We start from the raw sequence: 25831 nt of genomic DNA on the forward strand, positions 1-25831 counted from the left end.
AGGGCGCCCCCGATCACGTATCACTGATCAAAAGAACACCGGCTAAAAGGACACCGGCTAGAAGAACACCGACCGCCGCTGCACCAGCAACTTGTACAACGAGTGCTGGATCTGTTCCCGCACCTGGTCCGTCAGGTTGAACATCAGCATCGGGTCCTCCGCCGCCTCCGGCGGATACCCGTCCGTCGGGATCGGCTCACCGAACTGGATCGTCCACTTCGTCGGCAACGGCACCGCACCCAGCGGACCGAGCCACGGGAACGTGGGCGTGATCGGGAAGTACGGGAACCCGAGGACCCGCGCCAACGTCTTGGCGTTGCCGATCATGGGGTAGATCTCCTCCGCCCCGACGATCGAGCACGGCACGATCGGCGAGCCCGTCCGCAGCGCCGTCGAGACGAAGCCGCCGCGGCCGAACCGCTGCAGCTTGTAGCGCTCGCTGAACGGTTTCCCTATGCCCTTGAAGCCCTCCGGCATCACGCCCACCAGCTCGCCCCGCTCCAGGAGCCGCTCCGCGTCCTCCGCGCACGCCAGCGTGTGTCCGGCCTTGCGGGCCAGTTCGTTGACCACCGGCAGCATGAAGACGAGGTCGGCGGCGAGCAGCCGCAGATGCCGGCCCTCGGGATGGTTGTCGTGCACCGCGACCTGCATCATCAGGCCGTCCAGCGGCAGCGTCCCGGAGTGGTTGGCGACGATCAGCGCCCCGCCGTCGGCGGGGATGTTCTCGATGCCCTTCACCTCGACCCGGAAGTACTTCTCGTAGAAGGGCCGGAGCATCGACATCAGGACCTGGTCGGTGAGCTCCTCGTCGTAACCGAAGTCGTCGACCTCGTACTCACCCGTGAGCCGCCGCCGCAGGAACGCCAGGCCGCCCGCGATGCGCCGGTCCCAGCCGCCGCCACCGCCGGCCCGCGGCCCCGGCACCCGGCCCCGCGGCTCAGCGGGCGCCGGTTGCTCCTCCACGGCCTGCGGGACCTCCGGCTGCTGTCCCTCCTGCTGCCCGGGCAGCGCCTTGACCCCGGCCACGGGGTCACCCTTGCGGCGCGGCGCGGACCTGCGGCGCGAGGCGCGCTGCGCGCTGCCGCGCGACCGGTCGTCGTCGAACGGAATGACCTTGGCGTCCGCCATCGTTGACGCTCTCCTCAGTTGGCGCTCGGGTGGCCGCCCGCGAGGGGCAGCGCGGCGATCCGGTCGACTGCGCCCGCGAGGGCACCTGGTGGCAGCAGCCCGGGGCCCCGGCTGCGTACGAAGTCCGCGAAGGTCTCCGCCGTCGTGTACTTCGGCTCGAACCCCAGTGTCTCGCGCATCTGCCGGGTCGCCACGACCCGGCCGTGGGTGAGCAGCCTGATCTGCTCGGGCGAGAAGTCCGTCGCGCCGAGCGTGCGCAGCGCGGAGCCGACCCAGGTGACGGCCGGCAGGAACATCGGCACGGTGGGGCGGCCGAGCCGCCGCGAGCACTGGGACAGGAGCAGCTGGCCGTCGCCGGCGATGTTGAACGTGCCGCTGTTGAGCGTGCCGCGCTCCGGTTCGTGCGAGGCGAGCCGCAGCACCTCGACCGCGTCGTCCTCGTGGACGAACTGGAGGCGCGGGTCGTAGCCGAACACGGTCGGCAGGACCGGCAGCGAGAAGTACTCGGCGAGCGGCGAGTCCGCCGCGGGCCCGAGGATGTTCGCGAAGCGCAGCACGCACACCGCGACGTCCGGGCGGCGCCGCGCGAAGCCGCGCACATACCCCTCGACCTCAACGGTGTCCTTGGCGAAGCCACCACTGGGCAGCGATTTGGGCGGCGTCGTCTCCGTGAAGACCGCGGGGTCCTTGGGCGCCGACCCGTACACGCTGGTGCTCGACTTCACCACGAGCCGCTTGACCGTCGGCGACTTCTGGCAGGCGCCGAGGAGCTGCATGGTGCCGATGACGTTGGTTTCCTTGACCGAGCCGCGGCCGCCCCCGCGGCCGCCGAGCGCCGTCGCGGTGACGTCCATGTGCACGACCGTGTCGACGCCGTGCTCGGCGAGGACCCTGGCGATCGTGGGCTGGCGGATGTCGGCCCGGACGAAGTCGGCGCCGCCCAGATGGTGCTCGGGCGGTACCGCGTCGACGGCGATCACCCGGTCGACGTCCGGGTCTCGCTGGATGCGCCGGACGAAACGGCCGCCCAGTTGTCGGGCCACCCCGGTCACGAGCACGACCTTGCCCAAGATCAGCGCCTGCCTTTCCCCAAACCCTCGCCGCACCGCCGTCGGCTGTGTTCCGGACCACGCTATCGGGTGGACGTTGCGGTGTGATGTCCGTGCACCCGGAGACGGCCGAAAACACCGAAGCCCTCCCGTCGGATGACGGGAGGGCTTCGGTACACGCTGTTGCAGCGGTCGCCTACTTCTTGTTGCGACGCTGAACGCGGGTGCGCTTCAGCAGCTTGCGGTGCTTCTTCTTGGCCATCCGCTTACGCCGCTTCTTGATAACAGAGCCCACGACTACCCTCGCTCACTTCTCTTCACTCGGTGCGGGGCAGCAGACTGGGCCCACACGACCTACGTCGGCCTAGCCTACCCGTCCCCGCGTGAGGGACGTAATCGAGGGGCCATGACCCCTGCGCGACGGGCCCTCGGGACCCCTCGCTCAACCTGCTTCGACCCCCACATAGGACTCGCGGAGGTACTCGTGAACCGCCTGCTCCGGAACCCGGAAGGACCTTCCGACCCGGATGGCGGGCAGATGACCGCTGTGCACCAGCCGGTACACGGTCATCTTGGACACTCGCATCACCGAGGCGACTTCCGCCACGGTCAGAAACTGAACCTCGTTCAGCGGCCTCTGGTCTGCAGCCATGACACCCCACCTGAACCTTCCGCACATGACGGGCACCGGCTTCCCCTTCCGGTGACTCTTCGTCGCTGCGCGCTCACTCCCCAGACTAGGGGCGGATGGTGCGAGTGGGGAAGAGGAGCAGCCATCGGCCGCCTACTGTGACAGACACGCTCGATTGAGTACATAGCGAGTAAGCGGTCGGTAGTAATCAGACCGCACAGCGTCATCAAGCGGAACGACGACGGACACCCGCCCCTCGGCCTCTCCGACGAACAGCGCGGGATCGTCCGTATCCGCCAGACCGATCGCCTCAAACCCCAGCTGACCTGCTCCGCAGACCCATCCGTGGTCCCCCACGACCAACCGCGGAAGCGGTCCCCCGGCCTCCGCTGCGGCATCGAGGGCGGCCCGAACCGGGAGTGGTGAGTGGGTGTGTGCGCCGGTCTCACTCCCGGTCGGACGCGCGCCGGGTTCGCGCACCAGCGCGACTCCTTGTACGTAGTCAAGGTTGTACGTGCGTAGACCAAACCGGGTCGTTATGTCGACACTGTTGCCCTGCGCAGGGGTGAGGACAGGACATCCGGCCGCCGACAAAGCGTCCGCCAACGCGGCGTAGAACCCGAGCAGCCGGTGCGGATGACCGGTCCCGAAGAGCACGGGGAGCCGGCCCCGGGCGGCGGCCGCGAGCCGTTCCGCGAACGCGTCGAGCGCCGCCAGCGTCCGTTCCGGATCGATGACGTCGGCTCCCGAGGTGCACCTCGGATCGGCCGACACTCCGCACTTGTCCGACATCAGGCGCAACAGGTCGGCCGATCCCCAGCTCCATTCGGGATCGAGCCCGAGAAGTATCCGCGGGTCGCGGGCCGCGAAGAGCCTATAGCTCCGCAGGCTCTCTTCCCGAGAGGTGGCCACGGGCCCGGCCAACCGAGCCGCCAACAGATGCGCACGCAGCGCGCCGGTGCTCAACACGCTGCCGATGCTGTCGCATGCGCGACCACCCGTCCCCAAAACCCCGGAAACCACCCACAGTTGGGCTAACACGGGCACAATCGGGGCCGCCGCCTCCCCTGCTGAGTACGCTCTCCTGAAACACCCCGAACCGAAGCCCCCGGACCGACGCACCCCAGCTCGACGCGCTCCTACGCCAGCAGCCCCCGCAGCGGAAACACGGCCCGCCGCGCGGCGAGCACCGCCTGGTCGAGGCGGTCGGCGGGGTCGTACCCCGACTCCCACTCCTTCCAGTCCACCGGCCATCGGCCGTCCGTCATCCTCCCGGGCGCCAACTGCCGTGTCCGCGCGAAGACTTCCTGCCGCCAGGACTCGGGAATCTCCGCGGTCGGCTCGACGGGCCGCCCCGCGGCGATGCCGACGAGGTGCGTCCAGGACCGCGGCACCACATCCACCACCGCGTACCCCCCGCCGCCGAGCGCGACCCAGCGCCCGTCGGCGTACTCGTGGGCCAGCTCGTGGCACGCCACCTGCACGGCGCGCTGCGCGTCCAGCGACACCGCGAGGTGCGCCAGCGGGTCCTCGAAGTGCGTGTCCGCACCGTGCTGCGTGACGAGGACCTGCGGCCGGAACTCGGCGAGCAGCTCGGGCACCACGGCATGGAAGGCCCGCAGCCATCCCGCGTCCCCCGTACCGGCCGGCAGCGCGACGTTCGCGGCCGTCCCTTCCGCCGCACCGTCCGCACCCGTCTCCTCGGGCCATCCGGTCTGCGGGAAGAGCGTCCGCGGATGTTCATGGAGCGAGACCGTGAGAACCCGCGGGTCCTCCCAGAAGGCGGCCTGCACCCCGTCACCGTGATGCACGTCCACGTCCACGTACGCCACGCGCTCCGCGCCCAGTTCCAGGAGCCGGGCGACGGCCAGCGCGGCGTCGTTGTAGATGCAGAACCCGGAGGCTCCCCCGGGCATCGCGTGGTGCAGTCCGCCCGCGAAGTTCACCGCGTGCAGGGCCTCCCCGCGCCACACGGCCTCGGCCGCGCCGACGGACTGGCCGGCGATGAGCGCCGACACGTCGTGCATCCCGGCGAAGGCCGGGTCGTCCTCCGTACCGAGCCCGTACTCCCCCCGCGCCGACGCGGGATCCACGGAGGCGGCCTTCACCGCGTCCACGTAGTCCCCGCGGTGCACGAGCCGAAGTGTGGAGTCACCGGCACGCTTCGCCGAGACCACCTCCAGATCCCGGGCGAGCCCGAAGGCGTCGACCAGACTTCGGGTCAGCCCGAGCCGGACCGGGTCCATCGGGTGACCCGGGCCGAAGTCATAGCCCGTTACTGCCTCGTCCCACATCAGCTGTGCGCGGCCACTCATGCCCGTCACCGTACCGGTCCGGTCCGGGGGCGAAGGAACGGGCATACAGCAAGGTCAAGAGCACCAACACCATGGGAACGACCATGGCCCCCCGGTAGTTCCAGGCCTCCCCAAGTGCTCCCACCAGCGGCGAACCGATCAGGAAACCCACATAGTTGAAGATATTCAGGCGTGCGACGGCCGCATCCGAAGCGCCCGGGAACAGTCTTCCCGCCGCGGCGAACGTCTGCGGAACGATCACGCACAGCCCCAGCCCGAGGACCGTGAACCCGACGATCCCGACCCAGGCCCCCGGCGCCACCGCCACCACCGCGAACCCCAGCGCCGCCACCACGGACCCGGCCCGCACCACCGCCACGGCCCCGAAGCGCCGCACCCCCAGGTCCCCGAGCCCGCGCCCCACCAGCGTCATGACCATATAGACGTTGTACGGAACGGTGGAGACCTCCTCCGAGCTCCCCAGCACGTCCTCCAGATACTTGGCGCTCCAGTTGGAGACGGTCGAGTCACCGATGTAGGCGAAGGTCATCACCAGGCACAGCGGAAGCAGCACCTTGAAAACGATGCCGTCCCCGCGCCCGCCCGCCTCCTCCGCAGCCGCCCCCACCTCGGCCTTCTGCGCATCGACGTACCACCGGCTCCCGATCAGCGCGGCCGGCAGCAGCACCCCCACGACCGGCAGGCAGGAGACGAAGAGCGACAGGTCCCAGTGCGCCCCGGCCCAGGCCAGCGACGCCCCCACGATCCCGCCCAGGCTGTACGCGGCGTGGAACCCGAGCATGATGCTCCGCCCGTACGCCCGCTGAAGACTGACCCCGAGCATGTTCATGGACGCGTCCAGCGCACCCACCGCCAGCCCGAACGCCCCGAGCGCCACGGCAACGTGCCACAGGGCGTCGCCCGCGCCCACCCCCAGCAGCGCCAGCAGCACGACGGGCTGCGACCACCGCAGCACCGCACTCGGCGGCACCCTTTTGACCAGCTGCTCGGTGCCCACGCTCCCGACCCCGGCCAGGATCGGCACCGCCGCGAGGAAGACGGGCAGCAGCCCGTCGGATATCCCGTACCGGTCCTGGATCGCCGGGATCCGCGTCACGAGCAGAGCAAAGGTCACGCCCTGCACCAGGAACGCGAACGCCAGCGAGGCCCTGCCGCGCCGCAGCACTTCGGTCATGGCTGCAGAGCGTAGGGCCCCGGACTACCCGTGGGTAGATGGATCACTCGACCAATTCTTCCGGCATTTCAGCAGCGACCACGGCCCTCGGCGCACACCCCAGCCGGCTCCCCGGCCGTCTTCCGGACCACCTCCGCCGCGACCATCTTCTCCATCGGCGCGACGGCCAGGGCGCCGCTGACCCACACGGTCAGCGTGATCGTCACGGCCGCGATCGCACCGCCGAGCCACACCATCGTGTCGACGGGCAGCGTGTAGGCACCCACGACCCGCAGCAGCGCCTCCCCGAACAGCGCCGCACCCCACACGACCGAGAACGTCCGCTCCAGCCGCACGAACCGTCCCCGTCCGGCACTCAGCCGCTGCCAGGCCGCGATCCTCTCCGCCTTGCCCTTGGTCACCCAGGGCTCGAGGGCGGCGGTCATCAGCGGACGCCCGGCCACCACCGACAGCAGTACGGCGATCCCCACGGTCGCGGTGATGCCGCTGTCCTTGGCGAGCATCAGCCGCGGGTCCCCGGCGATGAGACTCATCAGCAGTCCGACGACGTTGGCGGTCAGGATGAGCGCCGCGAGCCCGTTGACCCGCCGCTCCTTGACCAGCCCCCACGCCGTCCGCCCCGCGGGCACGACGCTGCTCCACGCGAGCGCCGCCATGGTCCCCATCCCGAACCCCTTGCTGAGCAGGTAGTACGAGGCGGTGGGCACCAGCGCGTCGAGCACGAGCGGCTTCAGCGACTCGACGCGCGCTTTGCGCACGTCGCGTGCGTCGCCGGCCTCATCGGCAGGGTAGGTACGGGGCTGAACCTCGACAGGGACGTCGGTGGCGAGCTGGCTCATGATCAGGTTCCTCCGTCGGGCTGCGGCGTGCGTCCGGTTTCTCCGCGACGACCTCAGCTTCGCCTCCGCGGCCCACCCGCCGACAGAAACGATCGTCCGGACCTCGCCATGACAAATGTCAGCCCCGCCCCGAGGCCGCCGTCATACGAGCAGGTCAAGCAACTCCCGCATGTCACCGAAGAGTTCAGTCGCCCCTACGAGCCTCTCGGCGGGCGTCATGGCCGTGTACCCGAGGACATCCATTCCGGCGGCGGCCGCGGCCTGCACCCCGAGCGGACTGTCCTCCACCACGACGCACTTCTCCGGCGTCACGCCCATCCGCTCGGCGGCGTACAGGAAAAGGTCGGGCGCCGGCTTGCCCCGCCCCACGTCCTGCGAACTGAAGACCCGGTCCTCACCGAACCACTTGTCGAGCCCGGCCTTCCGATGACCGACCCGAATCCGCTCATGGCTCCCGGAAGAGGCCAGACAGTAGGCCACGCCGCTCCCGGCCAACTTCTCCAGCACTTCCACAGCCCCGTCCACGGGCTGCAGCTCCCGCTCGAACGCGGCAAACACACGCCCGTGAAATACGTCGTCGAAGTCCTCGGGCAACCGCTGCCCGCTCCGCTCGAGAACCAGATCGTGTACGCGATGCATGGCGCCCCCCATGTAGTCGCGCAAGGAGTCCTTGTACGAGGTGGGGTGCCCGAGCTCGGTCAGATAGCCGGCCAGGATCGTGTTGGAGATCGGCTCACTGTCCACCAGAACGCCGTCGTTGTCGAAGATGACGAGGTCGTATCGCATATCCCGACCCTAATCCTTCTCCGGAAATCCCCCTGGAACGCAGAAAACCCCCGCACCATACGGTGCGGGGGTTTTCCCAAAAAAAGTTCGGCGGCGTCCTACTCTCCCACAGGGTCCCCCCTGCAGTACCATCGGCGCTGTGAGGCTTAGCTTCCGGGTTCGGAATGTAACCGGGCGTTTCCCTCACGCTATGACCACCGAAACACTATGAAACTGTCAACCGCACCATGCGTGACCTTGCATGGGGTTGTTCGTGGTTTCAGAACCAACACAGTGGACGCGAGCAACTGAGGACAAGCCCTCGGCCTATTAGTACCAGTCACCTCCACCCGTTACCGGGCTTCCAGATCTGGCCTATCAACCCAGTCGTCTACTGGGAGCCTTAACCCCTCAAAGGGGGTGGGAATACTCATCTCGAAGCAGGCTTCCCGCTTAGATGCTTTCAGCGGTTATCCTTTCCGAACGTAGCCAACCAGCCATGCCCTTGGCAGGACAACTGGCACACCAGAGGTTCGTCCGTCCCGGTCCTCTCGTACTAGGGACAGCCCTTCTCAATATTCCTACGCGCACAGAGGATAGGGACCGAACTGTCTCACGACGTTCTAAACCCAGCTCGCGTACCGCTTTAATGGGCGAACAGCCCAACCCTTGGGACCGACTCCAGCCCCAGGATGCGACGAGCCGACATCGAGGTGCCAAACCATCCCGTCGATATGGACTCTTGGGGAAGATCAGCCTGTTATCCCCGGGGTACCTTTTATCCGTTGAGCGACGGCGCTTCCACAAGCCACCGCCGGATCACTAGTCCCGACTTTCGTCCCTGCTCGACCCGTCGGTCTCACAGTCAAGCTCCCTTGTGCACTTACACTCAACACCTGATTACCAACCAGGCTGAGGGAACCTTTGGGCGCCTCCGTTACTCTTTGGGAGGCAACCGCCCCAGTTAAACTACCCATCAGACACTGTCCCTGATCCGGATCACGGACCGAGGTTAGACATCCAGCACGACCAGAGTGGTATTTCAACGTTGACTCCACGAACACTGGCGTGCCCGCTTCAAAGTCTCCCACCTATCCTACACAAGCCGAACCGAACACCAATATCAAACTGTAGTAAAGGTCCCGGGGTCTTTCCGTCCTTCTGCGCGAAACGAGCATCTTTACTCGTAGTGCAATTTCACCGGGCCTATGGTTGAGACAGTCGAGAAGTCGTTACGCCATTCGTGCAGGTCGGAACTTACCCGACAAGGAATTTCGCTACCTTAGGATGGTTATAGTTACCACCGCCGTTTACTGGCGCTTAAGTTCTCAGCTTCGCACGCCCGAAAGCGCACTAACCGGTCCCCTTAACGTTCCAGCACCGGGCAGGCGTCAGTCCGTATACATCGCCTTACGGCTTCGCACGGACCTGTGTTTTTAGTAAACAGTCGCTTCTCGCTGGTCTCTGCGGCCACCCCCAGCTCAGAGTGCAAGACTCATCACCAGGAATGGCCCCCCTTCTCCCGAAGTTACGGGGGCATTTTGCCGAGTTCCTTAACCATAGTTCACCCGAACGCCTCGGTATTCTCTACCTGACCACCTGAGTCGGTTTAGGGTACGGGCCGCCATGAAACTCGCTAGAGGCTTTTCTCGACAGCATAGGATCATCCACTTCACCACAATCGGCTCGGCATCAGGTCTCAGGCACAAGCTGTCCGGATTTACCTAGACAGCGCCCTACACCCTTACCCCGGGACAACCACCGCCCGGGCTGGACTACCTTCCTGCGTCACCCCATCACTCACCTACTACCACCTTGGGTCAGCGGCTCCACCACTTCCCTTTGCCCGAAGGCTCCAGGACGGCTTCACGGCCTTAGCATTAATGGGCTCGATGTTTGACGCTTCACAGCGGGTACCGGAATATCAACCGGTTATCCATCGACTACGCCTGTCGGCCTCGCCTTAGGTCCCGACTTACCCTGGGCAGATCAGCTTGACCCAGGAACCCTTAGTCAATCGGCGCACACGTTTCTCACGTATGTATCGCTACTCATGCCTGCATTCTCACTCGTGAACCGTCCACCACTGCCTTCCGGCGCAGCTTCACCCGGCACACGACGCTCCCCTACCCATCCCAGCAGGCGTTGGCCCTATTGCTGGAATGACACGACTTCGGCGGTACGCTTGAGCCCCGCTACATTGTCGGCGCGGAATCACTAGACCAGTGAGCTATTACGCACTCTTTCAAGGGTGGCTGCTTCTAAGCCAACCTCCTGGTTGTCTCTGCGACTCCACATCCTTTCCCACTTAGCGTACGCTTAGGGGCCTTAGTCGATGCTCTGGGCTGTTTCCCTCTCGACCATGGAGCTTATCCCCCACAGTCTCACTGCCGTGCTCTCACTTACCGGCATTCGGAGTTTGGCTAAGGTCAGTAACCCGGTAGGGCCCATCGCCTATCCAGTGCTCTACCTCCGGCAAGAAACACACGACGCTGCACCTAAATGCATTTCGGGGAGAACCAGCTATCACGGAGTTTGATTGGCCTTTCACCCCTAACCACAGGTCATCCCCCAGGTTTTCAACCCTGGTGGGTTCGGTCCTCCACGACCTCTTACAGCCGCTTCAACCTGCCCATGGCTAGATCACTCCGCTTCGGGTCTTGAGCGCGCTACTATGTCGCCCTATTCGGACTCGCTTTCGCTACGGCTTCCCCACACGGGTTAACCTCGCAACACACCGCAAACTCGCAGGCTCATTCTTCAAAAGGCACGCAGTCACGAGGATGGAGCAAGCTCCATCCCGACGCTCCCACGGCTTGTAGGCACACGGTTTCAGGTACTATTTCACTCCGCTCCCGCGGTACTTTTCACCATTCCCTCACGGTACTATCCGCTATCGGTCACCAGGGAATATTTAGGCTTAACGGGTGGTCCCGCCAGATTCACACGGGATTTCTCGGGCCCCGTGCTACTTGGGTGTCTCTCAAACGAGCCGCTGACGTTTCGACTACGGGGGTCTTACCCTCTACGCCGGACCTTTCGCATGTCCTTCGTCTACATCAACGGTTTCTGACTCGTCTCACAGCCGGCAGACTGTAAAAGAGAGATCCCACAACCCCGTATGCGCAACCCCTGCCGGGTCTCACACGCATACGGTTTGGCCTCATCCGGTTTCGCTCGCCACTACTCCCGGAATCACGGTTGTTTTCTCTTCCTGCGGGTACTGAGATGTTTCACTTCCCCGCGTTCCCTCCACACTGCCTATGTGTTCAGCAGCGGGTGACAGCCCATGACGACTGCCGGGTTTCCCCATTCGGAAACCCCCGGATCAAAGCCTGGTTGACGACTCCCCGGGGACTATCGTGGCCTCCCACGTCCTTCATCGGTTCCTGGTGCCAAGGCATCCACCGTGCGCCCTTAAAAACTTGGCCACAGATGCTCGCGTCCACTGTGCAGTTCTCAAACAACGACCAACCACCCATCACCCCGGACCAGTAGCCCGAGTGCACTGGGGTCGGCATCGCGAAGGACAGGCTTGACAGCCCGTACCCTCAGATACCCAACAGCGTGCCCGACACCCTTACCGCTTCCCTCAACGCTCCACGCTCTGACGAGCAGTACTAGAAGGAGAAGACGATCAAGTGTGCCGAGTAGTCAACGTTCCACCCATGAGCAACCACCGTCGAACGTTTGCCGACGTAGTGGCCTCTGGGCTGCCGAGGCAGCCTAGAAGTGCTCCTTAGAAAGGAGGTGATCCAGCCGCACCTTCCGGTACGGCTACCTTGTTACGACTTCGTCCCAATCGCCAGTCCCACCTTCGACAGCTCCCTCCCACAAGGGGTTGGGCCACCGGCTTCGGGTGTTACCGACTTTCGTGACGTGACGGGCGGTGTGTACAAGGCCCGGGAACGTATTCACCGCAGCAATGCTGATCTGCGATTACTAGCAACTCCAACTTCATGGGGTCGAGTTGCAGACCCCAATCCGAACTGAGACCGACTTTTTGAGATTCGCTCCACCTCACGGTATCGCAGCTCATTGTATCGGCCATTGTAGCACGTGTGCAGCCCAAGACATAAGGGGCATGATGACTTGACGTCGTCCCCACCTTCCTCCGAGTTGACCCCGGCGGTCTCCTGTGAGTCCCCATCACCCCGAAGGGCATGCTGGCAACACAGAACAAGGGTTGCGCTCGTTGCGGGACTTAACCCAACATCTCACGACACGAGCTGACGACAGCCATGCACCACCTGTACACCGACCACAAGGGGGGCACTATCTCTAATGCTTTCCGGTGTATGTCAAGCCTTGGTAAGGTTCTTCGCGTTGCGTCGAATTAAGCCACATGCTCCGCTGCTTGTGCGGGCCCCCGTCAATTCCTTTGAGTTTTAGCCTTGCGGCCGTACTCCCCAGGCGGGGAACTTAATGCGTTAGCTGCGGCACCGACGACGTGGAATGTCGCCAACACCTAGTTCCCACCGTTTACGGCGTGGACTACCAGGGTATCTAATCCTGTTCGCTCCCCACGCTTTCGCTCCTCAGCGTCAGTAATGGCCCAGAGATCCGCCTTCGCCACCGGTGTTCCTCCTGATATCTGCGCATTTCACCGCTACACCAGGAATTCCGATCTCCCCTACCACACTCTAGCTAGCCCGTATCGACTGCAGACTCGGGGTTAAGCCCCGAGCTTTCACAATCGACGTGACAAGCCGCCTACGAGCTCTTTACGCCCAATAATTCCGGACAACGCTTGCGCCCTACGTATTACCGCGGCTGCTGGCACGTAGTTAGCCGGCGCTTCTTCTGCAGGTACCGTCACTTTCGCTTCTTCCCTGCTGAAAGAGGTTTACAACCCGAAGGCCGTCATCCCTCACGCGGCGTCGCTGCATCAGGCTTTCGCCCATTGTGCAATATTCCCCACTGCTGCCTCCCGTAGGAGTCTGGGCCGTGTCTCAGTCCCAGTGTGGCCGGTCGCCCTCTCAGGCCGGCTACCCGTCGTCGCCTTGGTGAGCTTCTACCTCACCAACAAGCTGATAGGCCGCGGGCTCATCCTTCACCGCCGGAGCTTTCAACCTTCCCCCATGCGAGGGAAGGTGTTATCCGGTATTAGACCCCGTTTCCAGGGCTTGTCCCAGAGTGAAGGGCAGATTGCCCACGTGTTACTCACCCGTTCGCCACTAATCCACCCCGAAGGGCTTCATCGTTCGACTTGCATGTGTTAAGCACGCCGCCAGCGTTCGTCCTGAGCCAGGATCAAACTCTCCGTGAATGTGTACCGGTAATCCGGTGCTCACACACGAGAGCGGAACGGTCGGGAGGAATAATCCCGTCCGTTCACAGCGTCCTCGCTGTGTTTTTTCAAAGGAACCTCCAACTCACCGAAGTGAGCCGGGGTTATCAACATATCTGGCGTTGACTTTTGGCACGCTGTTGAGTTCTCAAGGAACGGACGCTTCCTTTGTACTCACCCTTGCGGGCTTTCCTCCGGGCGCTTCCCTTCGGTGTTTCTTTTGTTCTTGCGTTTCCGACTCTATCAGACTCTTTCGTGTCCGATTTCCTCGGTGCCTTTCCGGTTCCCGCTCCGGCCTTTCGGCTTTCGCGTTTCCCTTTCCGGCGTTTCCGACTCTATCAGATCCTTTCGGGCCTGACTCCCAGTCAGAGTGGGTTGTCTTTGCGGCTGTTGGGCCGTTCCGACGAGTGAGACTTTAGCGGAACCCTGGCTCCCGACCTAATCGGGGGCGTCCTTTCGAACGCCGATTCCTCATTTCGCAAATACGCATGAAAACGAACCGAAGGCGAGACCCGGAAGGGCGCACGACGTCGATCGTTGTAATGGTTCTTGCGGAATGGCTGCCCGGGGACCGACCGTGTGGTCGACGCTCACGTCGGGCAACTCGGAGAACACTACGTAGCCGCCCCCGGAGTGTCAACTCATGACGACGGGCCTCCGTCGGGTCTACTCTGGATGACGTGACTACACGTGCGTACGCCCAACTGTGGTGGGCCGCCTGAGGGCGGCCGTACATACGCATGTACTCAACGGCCGCCGCCTCGGCGGCCGTTTCTCGTTCTCCCCCTGGGGGATCCGGAGCCCGGTCGCCGGGCCGGCGGTCCTGACCAGGAGGCGGAGAAATGACGAGGATCTTCAGCGGGGTCAAGCCGACCGGGCACCTGACCTTGGGGAACTACCTGGGAGCCGTCCGGCAGTGGGCCGAGGTCGACCAGTTCCGGGCCGACTCCCTCTTCAGCATCGTCGACCTGCACGCCCTGACCGTGGACCACGATCCCGGACGGGTGCGCAGGCTCAGTCGGCAGGCGGCGACGCTGCTGCTCGCGTCCGGGATCGATCCCGAGCGGGCGACCGTCTTCGTCCAGAGTCATGTGGACGAGCACGCCCGGCTCTCGTATCTGCTGGAGTGCGTCGCGACGGACGGCGAGATGCGGCGCATGATCCAGTACAAGGAGAAGTCCGTCCTTGAGCGGGCGCGGGGCGGGAGCGTGCGGTTGTCGCTCCTCACCTATCCCGTGCTGATGGCCGCGGACATCCTGGCGTACGACGCGGACGAGGTGCCGGTCGGTGAGGACCAGACCCAGCACGTCGAGCTGACGCGGGATCTGGCGGTGCGGTTCAACCAGCGGTACGGGCAGACCTTCGTCGTGCCGCGGGCCACGCCGCCCAAGGTGGCCGCGCGGGTCATGGACCTCCAGGACCCGACGTCGAAGATGGGCAAGTCCCACGAGGCCGGGGCCGGCATCGTCTATCTGCTCGACGAGCCGGAGGTGGTGCGCAAGAAGATCATGCGGGCCGTCACGGACAGCGGCAGCGAGATCGTCTTCGACCCCGAGTCCAAGCCGGGGGTCTCGAATCTGCTGGAGATCCTCGCGTCCTGTCAGGGAGGGAACCCGGAAGCCTTGAGCGGTGCATACGAGTCGTATGGCGCGCTGAAGAAGGACACCGCCGAGGCCGTGGTGGAACTGCTCAGGCCCGTACAGCAGCGGCACAAGGAGCTGGTGGCAGATCCCGGGTACTTGGAGGAGGTGTTGCGGCGGGGAGCCGAGCGGGCGCGGAGCATGGCCAAGCCGACGGTGGACGGGGCCTATCGGGCGATCGGGCTGCTGCCGCCGGTGAACGAGGCGCGGTAGGCACGGGGGCTGGTGGCGAGGCGCGATGCGAAGTGCTGGCGCATCGTGACCTCGCTGCCGAAGCCCGCGCGGCGGGCGACCTCGGGCATGGGGAGGTCGGTGCGTTCGAGGAGTTTCTGCGCGGCCGCGATGCGCTGGTCCAGGAGCCAGCGGAGTGGGGTCGTGCCGGTGGCCGCCGTGAAGTGGCGGGCGAAGGAGCGTGCCGACATGCCCGCGCGGGCGGCGAGGTCGGTGACGGTGAGCGGTTCGTGGAGGTGACGGAGGGCGTATTCGCGGACGGAGGCGAGGGCATCGGCGTCGCGGTCGGCGCGCGGTGTGGGGTGCTCGATGAACTGGGCCTGGGTGCCGGAGCGGAAGGGGGCGGTGACCATCGATCGGGCGATGGTCGCGGCGGCTTCGGAGCCGTGGGTGGTGCGGACGAGGTGCAGGCACAGATCGATGCCGGCGGCTGTGCCCGCCGCGGTCCAGATGTTGTCGTCCTCGATGAAGAGGGCGTCGGGTTCGACGGTGACGAGGGGGTGATGGGCGCGGAGCAGGTCGACGAGGTTCCAGTGGGTGATCGCTCGGCGGCCGTCGAGCAGTCCTGCCTGGGCGAGGGTGAAGGCGCCGCCACAGAGCGCGGCGACGGTGATCCCTCGGGTGTGGGCCTCGCGCAGGGCTTCGAGGACGGGCTGCGGGGCGGGCGTGAGGTGGTCGTCCAGGCCGGGGACGACGATCAGGTCCGTGCCGGTGAGGCCGGTCAGCCAGTCGAGGGTGCGGTCGGGGGTGAGGGTCAGACCGCCTCGGATCGGTACGGGTGCGGGGTCGGCCCCGACACGGCGGAGGTCGAAGGCGGGCGCTCCCCGGTCGGTGCGGTCGGTGCCCCAGACCTCGGTGATGACGGAGATGTCGAACGCGCGGATGCCGGGGAAGGCCAGGAGGGCGATGCGCTGTGAGGAAGGGGAAGGGAGGGTGCTGGGCACGTTGGCAGTAAACCATCGATCGCCGTCTTTTGTACCGCTGGGGCGTTGGGGTGCGGGGCGGCAGCATCGTGGTCATGGAGATCGCAGAGAACGCAGCGCTGGTCGTGGTGGACGTACAGAAGGGGTTCGAGGAGGAGGAGTTCTGGGGGACGCGGAACAACCCGGAGGCCGACGACAACATCGCGTCGTTGCTCGACGTGTGGCAGGCGACGGGACGGCCGGTGGTCTTCGTCCGGCACGACTCGACGAAGCCGGAGTCGCCGCTGCGGCCTGGGTATGCGGGCAACGGCTTCAAGGAGTACGTCGAGGAGCGGCGTGGGAAGGGAGCGGGGGCCGAGCTGTTGGTGACCAAGACCGTGAACTCGGCCTTCTACGGGTCGCCGGATCTGGACGCCTGGTTCAAGGCCGAGGGGATCACGCAGTTCGTGGTGGTCGGAATTCAGACCAACATGTGCGCCGAGACGACGGCGCGGATGGGAGGGAACCTCGGGTACGAGGTGGTGTTCGCGCTGGACGCGACGTACACCTTCGATCTGGCGGGGCCCTTCGGCTGGCGGCGTGAGGCGGAGGAGCTGGCGCAGGCCACGGCGGTTTCCCTGCACGGTGGGGGCTTCGCGCAGGTGGTGACCACGGAGACGGTGCGGACCGCGGCCGCGCAGTAGGGGGCAGGGGTCAGGTGTTGTTGCCGGAGGCCAGTTCGCGGCTGCGGTCGCGGGCTGCTTCCAGGGCGGCGATGAGGGCGGCGCGCACTCCGTGGTTCTCGAGTTCGCGGATGGCGTTGATCGTGGTGCCCGCGGGGGAGGTGACGTTCTCGCGGAGTTTCACGGGGTGTTCGCCGCTGTCGCGGAGCATCACGGACGCGCCGATCGCCGCCTGGACGATGAGGTCGTGGGCCTTGTCGCGGGGCAGGCCGAGGAGGATGCCGGCGTCGGTCATGGCTTCGACGAGGAAGTAGAAGTAGGCGGGGCCCGAGCCGGAGAGGGCAGTGCAGGCGTCCTGCTGGGTCTCGGGGACGCGGAGGGTCTTGCCGACGGCGCCGAAGATGGCCTCCGCGTGGGCCAGGGCGGCGGTGGAGGCGTGGCTGCCGGCCGAGATCACGGACATGCCCTCGTCGACGAGGACGGGGGTGTTCGGCATGACGCGGACCACGGGGGTGGATTGGGGCAGGCGCTCTTCGATGAAGGCGGTGGTGATTCCGGCGGCGGCGCTGATGACGAGGCGGTCGGGGGTGACGTGGGGGGTGAGTTCGTCGAGCAGCTTGGCCATGTCCTGCGGCTTGCAGGCGAGGATCAGGGTGTCGGCCTGCTTGGCGGCTTCGGCGTTGGAGACGGGGGTGACGCCGTAGCGGGTGCGGAGTTCGTCGGCGCGTTCCTGGCGGCGGGTGGTGACCAGGAGGTCGGCGGGCGCCCAGCCGCCGCGGATCATGCCGCTGAGCAGGGCTTCACCGATCTTTCCGGTGCCGAGGACTGCGACTTTCTGGCTCGTGTTGCTGCTCATGAACGGGGGCCTCCGGGTTGCTTCGTCCGGGGGCCATCCTCGCATCGGTGCGGCGGGGGCAGGGGTGGTGTCCGGTGGGCGGGATGCGCGGGGGTGCGGTGGGGCGTGGTCTATGGGTCGCGGTTCGTGGGTCGCCGTCTATGGGTCGTGGTCCGGGGGTCAGGTTGTGCGGCGGCGGAGGGTGGCGGCGCCGAGGGCGAGGACCAGGAGGGCGCTGCCGGCGACGATGACGACGTCGCGGACGAAGTCCCCGGTGACGTCGGGGTGGTGGAGGACTTGGTTCATGCCGTCGACGGCGTACGACATGGGGAGGGCGTTCGAGATCCACTCCAGGATCGGCTGCATGGTGTCGCGCCGGGCGAACAGGCCGCAGAGCAGGAGCTGGGGGAAGATCACGGCCGGCATGAACTGGACGGCCTGGAACTCGGAGGCGGCGAAGGCCGAGACGAACAGGCCGAGTGCGGTGCCGAGGAGGGCGTCGAGCAGGGCGATCAGGAGGAGCAGCCAGGCGGAGCCGGTGACTTCGAGGCCGAGGGCCCAGAGGGCGAGTCCGGTGGCGAGGACGGACTGGATGACGGCGAGGGCACCGAAGGCGAGTGCGTAGCCGGCGATGAGGTCGCCTTTGCCCAGCGGCATGGCGAGGAGGCGTTCGAGGGTGCCGGAGGTGCGCTCGCGCAGGGTGGCGATGGAGGTGACCAGGAACATCGTGATGAGCGGGAAGATGCCGAGGAGCGAGGCGCCGATGGAGTCGAAGGTCTGCGGGCTGCCGTCGAAGACGTAGCGCAGGAGGAGCAGCATCACGCAGGGGACCAGGATCATCAGCGCGATGGAGCGCGGGTCGTGGCGGAGCTGGCGCAGGACTCGGGCTGCGGTGGCGAAGGTGCGGTAGGCGTTCATGGGGTGCTCCTGGGCGTGGTGCTGCTGGGGGCCGCGTGGCGTGCGTCGGCTTCGTCCACGAGGTGGAGGAAGGCCTCTTCGACGGTGTCGGAGTGGGTTCGGGTGCGCAGGGCGTCGGGAGTGTCGTCGGCGAGGAGTTCGCCGTCCCGCATGAGGAGGAGCCGGTGGCAGCGTTCGGCCTCGTCCATGACGTGCGAGGAGACGAGGAGCGTGGCGGCGCGGTCGGCGGCGATGGCGTGGAAGAGCTGCCAGAGGTCGCGGCGGAGTACGGGGTCGAGGCCGACGGTCGGTTCGTCGAGCACGAGGAGTTCGGGGGCGCCGAGGAGGGCGACGCCGAGTGAGACGCGGCTTCGCTGGCCGCCGGAGAGGTGTCCGGCGAGGGAGTCGGCGTGGGAGGTGAGGGCGACGTCGTCGAGGACGCGGGTGACGTGGTCGCGGCGGCGGTCGGCGGCGGCGCCTGTGCCGGGGTCGAGGACGGCGGCGAAGTAGTCGAGGTTCTGGCGGACGGTGAGGTCGTCGTAGACGGACGGGCTCTGGGTGACGTAGCCGACGCGGGAGCGGAGGGCGGGGGCGCCCGCGGGGTGGTCGAGGACCTGGAGGGTGCCGGTGACCTTGGCCTGGGTGCCGACGATCGCGCGCATGAGCGTGGACTTGCCGCAGCCGGAGGGGCCGAGGAGTCCGGTGATCTGGCCTCGGGGGACGGTGAAGTCGAGGCCGCGCAGGACGGTGCGGGGGCCTCGGACGACGGTGAGGTCCCGGGCCAGGACGGCGGTGGCCGGGGCCGGTCCGGGGGGCGTCGTGTTCGGGTGGTCGTCGGCCGGGCGGGGCGTTGGAGCCGTGAGGCCGGCCGCCGGACTCCTCTTATTCATCATGTGATGAATAATCCTCCCGGCGGTCGGGGTCGTCAAGCCGATCCCGCCGAGTGCGTCGGAAGGGGTTATGGGGTCGCCACCAATAGGTCCACCACGTAGCGCTCCTCGACCACCGCATCCGGGAAGACCTTCAGGAGCTGCTCGCGCTCCTGCGCGAAGAAGGCCGACGTGCGCCGGTCGTCGAGGACCAGGAACGCGGAGTGCGTGGCGAGGTTGGCGAGGTGGGTGTCGAGCGGGACGCGGCGGCTCCAGTGGAGGCGGTCGCGGTGGCAGGCGAGGGCGGTCGTCAGGTCGCCGACCTGGTTCGATGCGTGGTCGGCCGCGCGGTGGGCCTGGTCGTCCGTGCCCAGGAAGCGGGCGATGCGGATGGCCTGTTCGCCGAGCCAGGGTGCTTCGGGGTCCAGGTGGTCCTGGCCGTTCCACCACAGGGCGAGGGCGCCGCCGGGGCGCAGGACGCGGAGGGCCTCGGGGACGGAGCGGCCCTGGTCGGTCCAGTGCCAGGCCTGGGCGTACGTGATGAAGTCGGCCGAGTCGTCGGCCAGGGGCAGGGCGTCGCCGTTGCCGCGTACGAGGGGGATGTGCGGGAGCGTGCGGCGGAACTGGTCCGCCATGCCGTCCCCCGGCTCGACCGCGAGGACGTTCGCGCCGCGCTCGGCGAGCAGGGCGGTGGCGATCCCGGTGCCCGCGCCGACGTCCACGACGCGGGCGCGGGCGAGGGGGCGGCCCGCCAGGCGTTCGAGGGCGTCGAAGAGGGCGGGCGGATAGGAGGGGCGGTAGGCCGCGTACTGGGCGGCGGCCGCGTTGAAGGAGTGGGCGCGCGAAGGGGCGGCAGTCATGGGGGGATCGTGGCGCGCGGGGCGACGGTCCCGCCAGGGGTCATGGGTCCGGCGCGGAGCCGTCCGGGCCCGGCGCGGAGCCGCCTGCGTCCGGCGCGGACTCAACCTCGTACGGCCCCACCCCGCGCGGCCCCGACCCCATGGGGCCACCACCCCGTACGGAACGCGTGCCGCTCCCGCCCTCCCCCCCCCGGCGCCGGGGCCGGTTCAGCGCTTGCGGTTTTTGCGGGAGGGGTTGCGGGTGCGGCGGGCCGTGCGCTTCTCGTACTGCTCGCGCGCTTCCTCGTACTCCTTGCGGTGCAGTTTCTCGCCCGGGGCCTCGGAGAAGGAACGGAGGAAGTACGCGAGGAGGGTGCCGACGAAGCCGATGGTCATCAGGCCGCGCATCGAGGACTGGGACGCCGGGTCGTGGCGGCGTGTGAACCCCTCCCAGGTGCGGCGGAAGGCGAGGGCGCTGCAGATCGCGAACATCACGACGACCAGCAGGTTCACGAACTTGCCGACCGCCGCGATGGCCAGGCCCTCGTACGCGAAGCGCAGCACGAAGCAGCCCGCGGCCGCCGCGACAAGTGAGCCGACGGCCACGCCGGCGCGCCGGGCGCCGTAGCCGCCGTCGTGGGCCACCCAGGTCGTCCCGAAGAAACGGAGCGGTTCCGGTTGCGGGCCTGGGGCCGTGCCGGCGGAGGAAGAGGATGAGGGAGTTGTGCCCGGGGGCGGTGTCTGGGGGGCGGGGTCGTCGGTCACTCGTCGATTATCGCCTGCCTCCCCAGAAGCTGGCGGCGCGCGTGTATCGCCTGTCCGCCCGGAAGGCGGTGGCGCGCGTGCAGGCGCGCCCTATTCGTCCCCCGCCTTGCCAGGGCGCAAGGCTCGGCCGCTAGTTTGGGCAGCGAAACGTTGCATCGGTGAACGCGGGGGAGGTCGGTCAGCATGTCGCTCCGTGGAGGAGATCCGGAGGAAATCGGCGGATACCCGCTCGAGGCGCGTCTCGGTTCGGGCGGCATGGGGACCGTGTTCCTGGGCCGTACGGCCTCCGGACGGCCCGTCGCGATCAAGCTGATCCACCAGCAGTTCGCGGACGACGACGAGTTCCGGATCCGTTTCCGGCAGGAGGTCGCCGCGGCCCGCCGGGTCAGCGGCGCCTTCACCGCGGCCGTCATCGACGCCGATCCCGAGGCCGAGCACCCCTGGATGGCGACCACGTTCATCGAGGGCCCCACGCTCGCCCAGCGCATCGCCGAGCAGGGTCCGATCGGCGGTGCCGAGCTGCGCAGACTGGCCATCGGGCTCACCGAGGCGCTGCGCGACATCCACCGCGCGGGCGTCGTGCACCGGGACCTCAAGCCGTCCAACGTGGTCCTCTCCCCCGAGGGCCCCCGCGTCATCGACTTCGGCATCTCGCGCGCCGCGGACCAGCAGACGCTGACGATGACGGGCCGGGTGATCGGCACGCCGCCGTTCATGTCGCCCGAGCAGTTGCAGACGCCGCGCGGCGTCGGGCCGCGCTCCGACGTCTTCTCGCTGGCCACGCTGCTGGTGTACGCGGCGACCGGGCAGGGGCCCTTCGACGCGGACAGCCCGTACATGACGGCGTATCAAGTCGTCCACGAGCCACCCTCGCTGGGCGCGGTGCCGGGCGCGCTGCGGCAGGTCGTCGAGCCGTGCCTCTCGAAGGATCCCGACGCCCGGCCCTCCGCGGACGAACTTCTCGTACGGCTGCGGGATCTGCCGTCCGACCTCGGCGGCGCGGCCGACGGTACGGATCCGGCCGCGAGCCCGCGCCGCACCCGTGAGACCGACACGCAGCACCATCTGTCGGCGGACGACGCCACTCCGGCGCCCGTGCCGGCACCCGCTCCGGCGCCCACGGCCGCCCCGGACCCCGCGGAGACGGAGACCGGGACCCTCCTCGGGCGCCGGCTGCGTCGCCGCTGGCGTCCCGCGCTGGCCGCCGCGGTCGCCGTGGCCGCCATCGGCGGCGGTGTCGCGGTGCTGGGGGCAGGCGACTCGAAGGAGCCCGGCTCCGGGGAACAGGGACGGGACATCGCCGCCGCCGGGGCGCGGCTGCCCGGCGGGTTCGAGCCGTGGCGCAAGACCGTGCCGGGCGGCCGCGCGGACATCCCCGACGAGCTGCGCTGCGAGGCACGCGGGGACGCGCTGTTCTGCGGGGGCGGCGGTGTCGTCGCCACCCGGATCAGGCTCTCCGACGGCTCCCGGGTCTGGACGGAGAAGAGCCCCGGCGTGCCCGCGCAGGGCATGCACATGGTGGGCGTCACCGACGACACGGTGCTCGGCTACCGCATCGCCGCCCAGGACGACCCGGTCAACCCCGCCACCGAAGTGGTCGCCATCGACGCGGACAAGGGCAAGGAGCTGTGGTCGGTGCCGTCCGGCGCCCAGTCGACGGCCGTGACGAACCGTACGCAGGACGCCGTGGTGGTCGGCTCGACCGTCGTGACGATCGACGCGTCCAACAGCCGGTTCGAGGCGCGGCAGGCGCACAGCGGCAAGGTCGCCTGGAAGCAGCCGTTCCCCGCGGGCAAGCAGTGCGCCCCGGTCACGGCGGGCACGCGGCTGTACGCGATGTGCGCGCCGAGCGCCGAGATCGACGCGACCGATGTGCGCCACCCCGAGCTGCGCACCGTCGACCTCGCGTCGGGGAGCGTCGGCGAGCCCGTCGCCGTCCGGGGACCCGCCGTGCCGGTCGGCACGTCGGGCGACAGCCTCGTACTCCTGCACGAGCGGCACGAAGGGCCCGCACTGGTGGGCTACGACGGGGTGACGCGGGTCGGCCGGGACTCCACGAAGGCCACGTACACACGGCTGCCGAAGACGTACGACGGGACGCCCGGGATGGCGGACGGCACCGTCTTCGTGACCGGGCAGACCGGGCTCGTCAACGCGCTCGACCCGGTGACCGGCAGGAAGAAGTGGTCCCGGCAGACGGGCGTGGAGGGCCTGTCCGGGCCGGTGTCCGGGGACGGCGACGGAATGCTCTACTTCAGCTCGGCCAGCGGCCGTGTCGCCGCGCTCACCTCCCGCAAGGGCGAGCAGCGGTGGTCCACGAACCCGCGGGCCGACGGTCTGGCGGGCGAGGTGGGCGCGAGCCCGCGCGTGCACGTCGAGGGGAGCGTGGTGGTCGTGGCGGCCGCCAAGAACACGGTGTTCGCCTTCGACGCGACGAAGCCGCCGAAGTCCGGCTGAACGCTGACGTCCGACTGAACACCGAAGTCCGGCTGAACGCTGACGTCCGGCCGGACCCCGGGGCCAGGACGAGGCCAGGATCAGGCGTCAGCAGCGCGGTGCCACGTATCCGCTGCTGCCCGTGCGGACGTACGTGTCCGAGACGTACCGGCCGCTGCCGATGCGGTCCCAGATCTTCGACGTGCCGGTCGGGCCCGTCACCGTCTCCCCCGGCTTCTGGCAGGCGATGGTGACGCGGGAGCCCGCACTGAGGCGGCCGACCTTGCGGTACGAAGTGCCGGGGCCCGATCGGACGTTGACGTCCGCGACGATCGGGTAGGACCTGGCGGCCTTCGCCTCGATGTCGATCTCCGCGTCGATGTCGATGTCGATGTCGATGACGCTCTCGGTCTCCGGCACCATCACGTTCTCGCTCACAGTGCTCTCCCCCCGTACACGAGGACGCGGGCCGCCCTCGGTGCGTTTCTCACACCAAGGACGCGCCCGCGCCCCGAAAAGTTTCCGTGAAGGCTCAGCCGAGCTTCGACACGTCCCGGACCGCGCCCTTGTCGGCGCTGGTCGCCATCGCCGCGTACGCGCGCAGGGCCGCGGAGACCTTGCGCTCGCGGGCCTTCGGCGCGTACACGCCGCCGAGCGCCGCGCGGCGGGCGGTCAGCTCCTCCTCGGGGACGAGGAGTTCGATCGAGCGGCCGGGGATGTCGATGCGGATGCGGTCGCCGTCCTCGACGAGCGCGATCGTGCCGCCGGCCGCCGCCTCGGGCGACGCGTGGCCGATGGACAGACCCGACGTGCCGCCGGAGAAGCGGCCGTCCGTGACGAGGGCGCAGGTCTTGCCGAGGCCGCGCCCCTTCAGGAAGGAGGTCGGGTAGAGCATCTCCTGCATGCCCGGGCCGCCCTTGGGTCCTTCGTAGCGGATGACGACCACGTCGCCGTCCTTCACGACCTTGTTGAGGATCTTCTCGACGGCCTCTTCCTGCGAGTCGCAGACGACCGCGGGGCCCTCGAACTTCCAGATCGACTCGTCGACGCCCGCGGTCTTCACGACACAGCCGTCCACGGCGATGTTGCCCTTGAGGACGCCGAGACCGCCGTCCTTGGAGTAGGCGTGCGCGACGTCGCGGATGCAGCCGCCCGCGGCGTCCGTGTCGAGGGTGTCCCAGCGCTCGGACTGCGAGAAGGCCTCCGCGGAGCGCTTGCAGCCGGGCGCCGCGTGCCACAGGTCGTTCGCCTCGTCGGAGGCGGAGCCGGAGCGGATGTCCCAGGTGTCCAGCCACTCCTTGATGGACGGCGAGTGGACGGTGTGCACGTCCTCGTTGAGGAGGCCGCCGCGGTACAGCTCGCCGAGGAGCGCGGGGATGCCGCCCGCGCGGTGCACGTCCTCCATGTAGTACGTGGTGGTGGGCGCCGCGTTCGGGGCGACCTTGGCGAGGCAGGGGACGCGGCGCGAGACGGCGTCGATGTCGGCGAGGTCGTAGTCGACCTCGGCCTCGCGGGCCGCGGCGAGCAGGTGCAGGATCGTGTTCGTCGAGCCGCCCATGGCGATGTCGAGGGCCATGGCGTTCTCGAAGGCGGCGTGGGTGGCGATGCTGCGCGGCAGGACGGAGGCGTCGTCCCCGTCGTAGTACCGCTTGGTGATGTCGACGACCGTCTGCCCCGCCTTCTCGTACAGCGCCTTGCGGGCGGTGTGCGTGGCGAGGACCGAGCCGTTGCCCGGCAGGGAGAGGCCGATGGCCTCGGTCAGGCAGTTCATCGAGTTGGCGGTGAACATGCCGGAACAGGAGCCGCAGGTCGGGCAGGCGTTCTCCTCGATGCGGAGGATGTCCTCGTCCGAGATGCTCTCGTCGACGGCGTCGCTGATCGCGTTGACCAGGTCGAGCTTGCGGACCGTGCCGTCGACCAGCGTGGCCTTGCCGGCCTCCATCGGGCCGCCGGAGACGAAGACCGTCGGGATGTTGAGGCGCAGGGCGGCCATCAGCATGCCGGGGGTGATCTTGTCGCAGTTGGAGATGCAGATCAGGGCGTCGGCGCAGTGCGCCTCGACCATGTACTCCACGGAGTCCGCGATCAGGTCGCGGGACGGCAGCGAGTACAGCATGCCGCCGTGGCCCATCGCGATGCCGTCGTCGACGGCGATCGTGTTGAACTCGCGCGGGATGCCGCCGGCCTCGCGGATCGCTTCGGAGACGATGCGGCCGACCGGCTGCAGGTGCGTGTGGCCGGGGACGAACTCCGTGAAGGAGTTGGCCACGGCGATGATCGGCTTCCGCCCGATGTCGGCCCCGGGTACACCGGAGGCGCGCATAAGGGCGCGGGCGCCCGCCATGTTGCGGCCGTGGGTGACTGTGCGGGACCTGAGCTCGGGCATGGTCGCTCGCTCCTTCAGGGATTTCAGCGGTCTACGGAGATATCGATCTGCGGAAAGGTTGGTCTACGGAGAGTGCGGTCTACGGAGAGATGTGACTGTTGTCGAGCGTACGCCGCGGCTCCAGGATCTGGACAGGCTGTCCGAATCGCGGGACGGC

20 protein-coding genes and 3 rRNA genes are annotated in these 25831 nt (G+C 67.7%); 3 read left to right on the top strand and 20 right to left on the bottom strand.

From position 1 onward, the window contains the following. Positions 1-57: 57 nt before the first annotated feature. The 12 genes from DEJ48_RS17125 to DEJ48_RS17180 all read right to left on the bottom strand — a co-directional run bounded on the left by DEJ48_RS17125 (position 58) and on the right by DEJ48_RS17180 (position 13170). A complete protein-coding gene (locus DEJ48_RS17125; RefSeq protein WP_150217040.1) occupies positions 58-1128 on the bottom strand; it encodes a lysophospholipid acyltransferase family protein in 1071 nt (356 codons plus the stop codon). Positions 1129-1142: 14 nt separating this feature from the next. Next, positions 1143-2198: an NAD-dependent epimerase/dehydratase family protein gene (locus tag DEJ48_RS17130; protein ID WP_150217041.1), complete on the bottom strand. Its 1056-nt coding sequence runs from the start codon at positions 2196-2198 to the stop codon at positions 1143-1145. A 175-nt stretch (positions 2199-2373) separates the two neighbouring features. Next, entirely contained in the window at positions 2374-2472 is a 99-nt protein-coding gene (locus DEJ48_RS17135) for a 30S ribosomal protein bS22 (RefSeq protein ID WP_003948845.1), read from the bottom strand. A gap of 147 nt (positions 2473-2619) precedes the next feature. After that, on the bottom strand, positions 2620-2829 hold the full coding sequence (locus tag DEJ48_RS17140; RefSeq protein WP_157869005.1) for a helix-turn-helix domain-containing protein: 210 nt from the start codon (positions 2827-2829) through the stop codon (positions 2620-2622). A 132-nt stretch (positions 2830-2961) separates the two neighbouring features. Beyond that, positions 2962-3777, bottom strand: coding sequence for a phosphatase (locus DEJ48_RS17145; RefSeq protein ID WP_150217042.1), 816 nt, complete (start codon positions 3775-3777; stop codon positions 2962-2964). A gap of 170 nt (positions 3778-3947) precedes the next feature. Next, positions 3948-5123: an acetoin utilization protein AcuC gene (locus tag DEJ48_RS17150; protein WP_150217043.1), complete on the bottom strand. Its 1176-nt coding sequence runs from the start codon at positions 5121-5123 to the stop codon at positions 3948-3950. Then, positions 5074-6297 (bottom strand): MFS transporter, encoded by a 1224-nt coding sequence (locus DEJ48_RS17155; protein ID WP_150217044.1) that lies wholly within the window; start codon positions 6295-6297, stop codon positions 5074-5076. The genes DEJ48_RS17150 and DEJ48_RS17155 overlap by 50 nt, the downstream gene beginning before the upstream one ends. Before the next feature lie 68 nt (positions 6298-6365). Continuing rightward, positions 6366-7136, bottom strand: a complete 771-nt coding sequence (locus DEJ48_RS17160) for a VC0807 family protein (protein ID WP_223832077.1) — start codon at positions 7134-7136, stop codon at positions 6366-6368. A gap of 141 nt (positions 7137-7277) precedes the next feature. Beyond that, complete coding sequence (locus DEJ48_RS17165; protein ID WP_150217045.1) at positions 7278-7922, bottom strand: HAD family hydrolase; 645 nt, start codon at positions 7920-7922, stop codon at positions 7278-7280. 85 nt (positions 7923-8007) lie between these two features. Further along, positions 8008-8124 (bottom strand): 5S ribosomal RNA (gene rrf / locus DEJ48_RS17170). 87 nt (positions 8125-8211) lie between these two features. Then, positions 8212-11332 (bottom strand): 23S ribosomal RNA (locus tag DEJ48_RS17175). Between the two features lie 312 nt (positions 11333-11644). Beyond that, positions 11645-13170 (bottom strand): 16S ribosomal RNA (locus DEJ48_RS17180). The 16S, 23S and 5S rRNA genes sit together here, the layout of an rRNA operon. An 863-nt stretch (positions 13171-14033) precedes the next feature. Here DEJ48_RS17180 and trpS point away from each other — a divergent pair. After that, a complete protein-coding gene (trpS, locus tag DEJ48_RS17190; RefSeq protein ID WP_150217046.1) occupies positions 14034-15044 on the top strand; it encodes a tryptophan--tRNA ligase in 1011 nt (336 codons plus the stop codon). Here trpS and DEJ48_RS17195 read toward each other — a convergent pair. Beyond that, entirely contained in the window at positions 14999-16006 is a 1008-nt protein-coding gene (locus DEJ48_RS17195; RefSeq protein WP_150217047.1) for a GlxA family transcriptional regulator, read from the bottom strand. The two genes, trpS and DEJ48_RS17195, sit on opposite strands and share 46 nt — an antisense overlap. A gap of 74 nt (positions 16007-16080) precedes the next feature. On the opposite strand from DEJ48_RS17195, the gene DEJ48_RS17200 reads away from it, so the two are divergent. Further along, positions 16081-16668, top strand: coding sequence for a cysteine hydrolase family protein (locus tag DEJ48_RS17200; RefSeq protein WP_150217048.1), 588 nt, complete (start codon positions 16081-16083; stop codon positions 16666-16668). Positions 16669-16678: 10 nt separating this feature from the next. Here DEJ48_RS17200 and proC read toward each other — a convergent pair whose 3' ends face one another. From proC to DEJ48_RS17225, 5 genes are all read right to left on the bottom strand, one after another. Next, positions 16679-17503 carry a pyrroline-5-carboxylate reductase gene (proC, locus tag DEJ48_RS17205; RefSeq protein WP_150217049.1) on the bottom strand — a complete coding sequence of 275 codons (825 nt, stop codon included), beginning with the start codon at positions 17501-17503 and terminating at the stop codon, positions 16679-16681. 159 nt (positions 17504-17662) lie between these two features. Then, complete coding sequence (locus tag DEJ48_RS17210; RefSeq protein ID WP_150217050.1) at positions 17663-18400, bottom strand: ABC transporter permease; 738 nt, start codon at positions 18398-18400, stop codon at positions 17663-17665. Beyond that, entirely contained in the window at positions 18397-19272 is an 876-nt protein-coding gene (locus DEJ48_RS17215) for an ABC transporter ATP-binding protein (protein WP_190537457.1), read from the bottom strand. Before DEJ48_RS17215 ends, DEJ48_RS17210 begins: the two co-directional genes overlap by 4 nt. 65 nt (positions 19273-19337) lie before the next feature. Continuing rightward, the gene (locus DEJ48_RS17220; protein ID WP_150217051.1) at positions 19338-20108 is read right to left on the bottom strand and encodes a class I SAM-dependent methyltransferase; all 771 of its coding nucleotides are present in this window, start codon (positions 20106-20108) and stop codon (positions 19338-19340) included. A gap of 207 nt (positions 20109-20315) precedes the next feature. After that, on the bottom strand, positions 20316-20852 hold the full coding sequence (locus tag DEJ48_RS17225; protein ID WP_150217052.1) for an EamA/RhaT family transporter: 537 nt from the start codon (positions 20850-20852) through the stop codon (positions 20316-20318). A gap of 183 nt (positions 20853-21035) precedes the next feature. Here DEJ48_RS17225 and DEJ48_RS17230 point away from each other — a divergent pair, with 183 nt between their 5' ends. Continuing rightward, positions 21036-23309 carry a protein kinase domain-containing protein gene (locus DEJ48_RS17230; RefSeq protein WP_150217053.1) on the top strand — a complete coding sequence of 758 codons (2274 nt, stop codon included), beginning with the start codon at positions 21036-21038 and terminating at the stop codon, positions 23307-23309. 87 nt (positions 23310-23396) lie between these two features. Here the strand turns inward: DEJ48_RS17230 and DEJ48_RS17235 are convergent, their stop codons facing one another. Next, entirely contained in the window at positions 23397-23726 is a 330-nt protein-coding gene (locus DEJ48_RS17235; protein ID WP_411757462.1) for an SH3 domain-containing protein, read from the bottom strand. Positions 23727-23820: 94 nt separating this feature from the next. Further along, positions 23821-25674 (bottom strand): dihydroxy-acid dehydratase, encoded by a 1854-nt coding sequence (gene ilvD / locus DEJ48_RS17240; protein WP_150217054.1) that lies wholly within the window; start codon positions 25672-25674, stop codon positions 23821-23823. Positions 25675-25831 lie beyond the last annotated feature (157 nt).

Origin of the sequence: Streptomyces venezuelae, from assembly GCF_008642315.1 — a bacterium.
GTDB classification, from domain to species: domain Bacteria; phylum Actinomycetota; class Actinomycetes; order Streptomycetales; family Streptomycetaceae; genus Streptomyces; species Streptomyces venezuelae_D.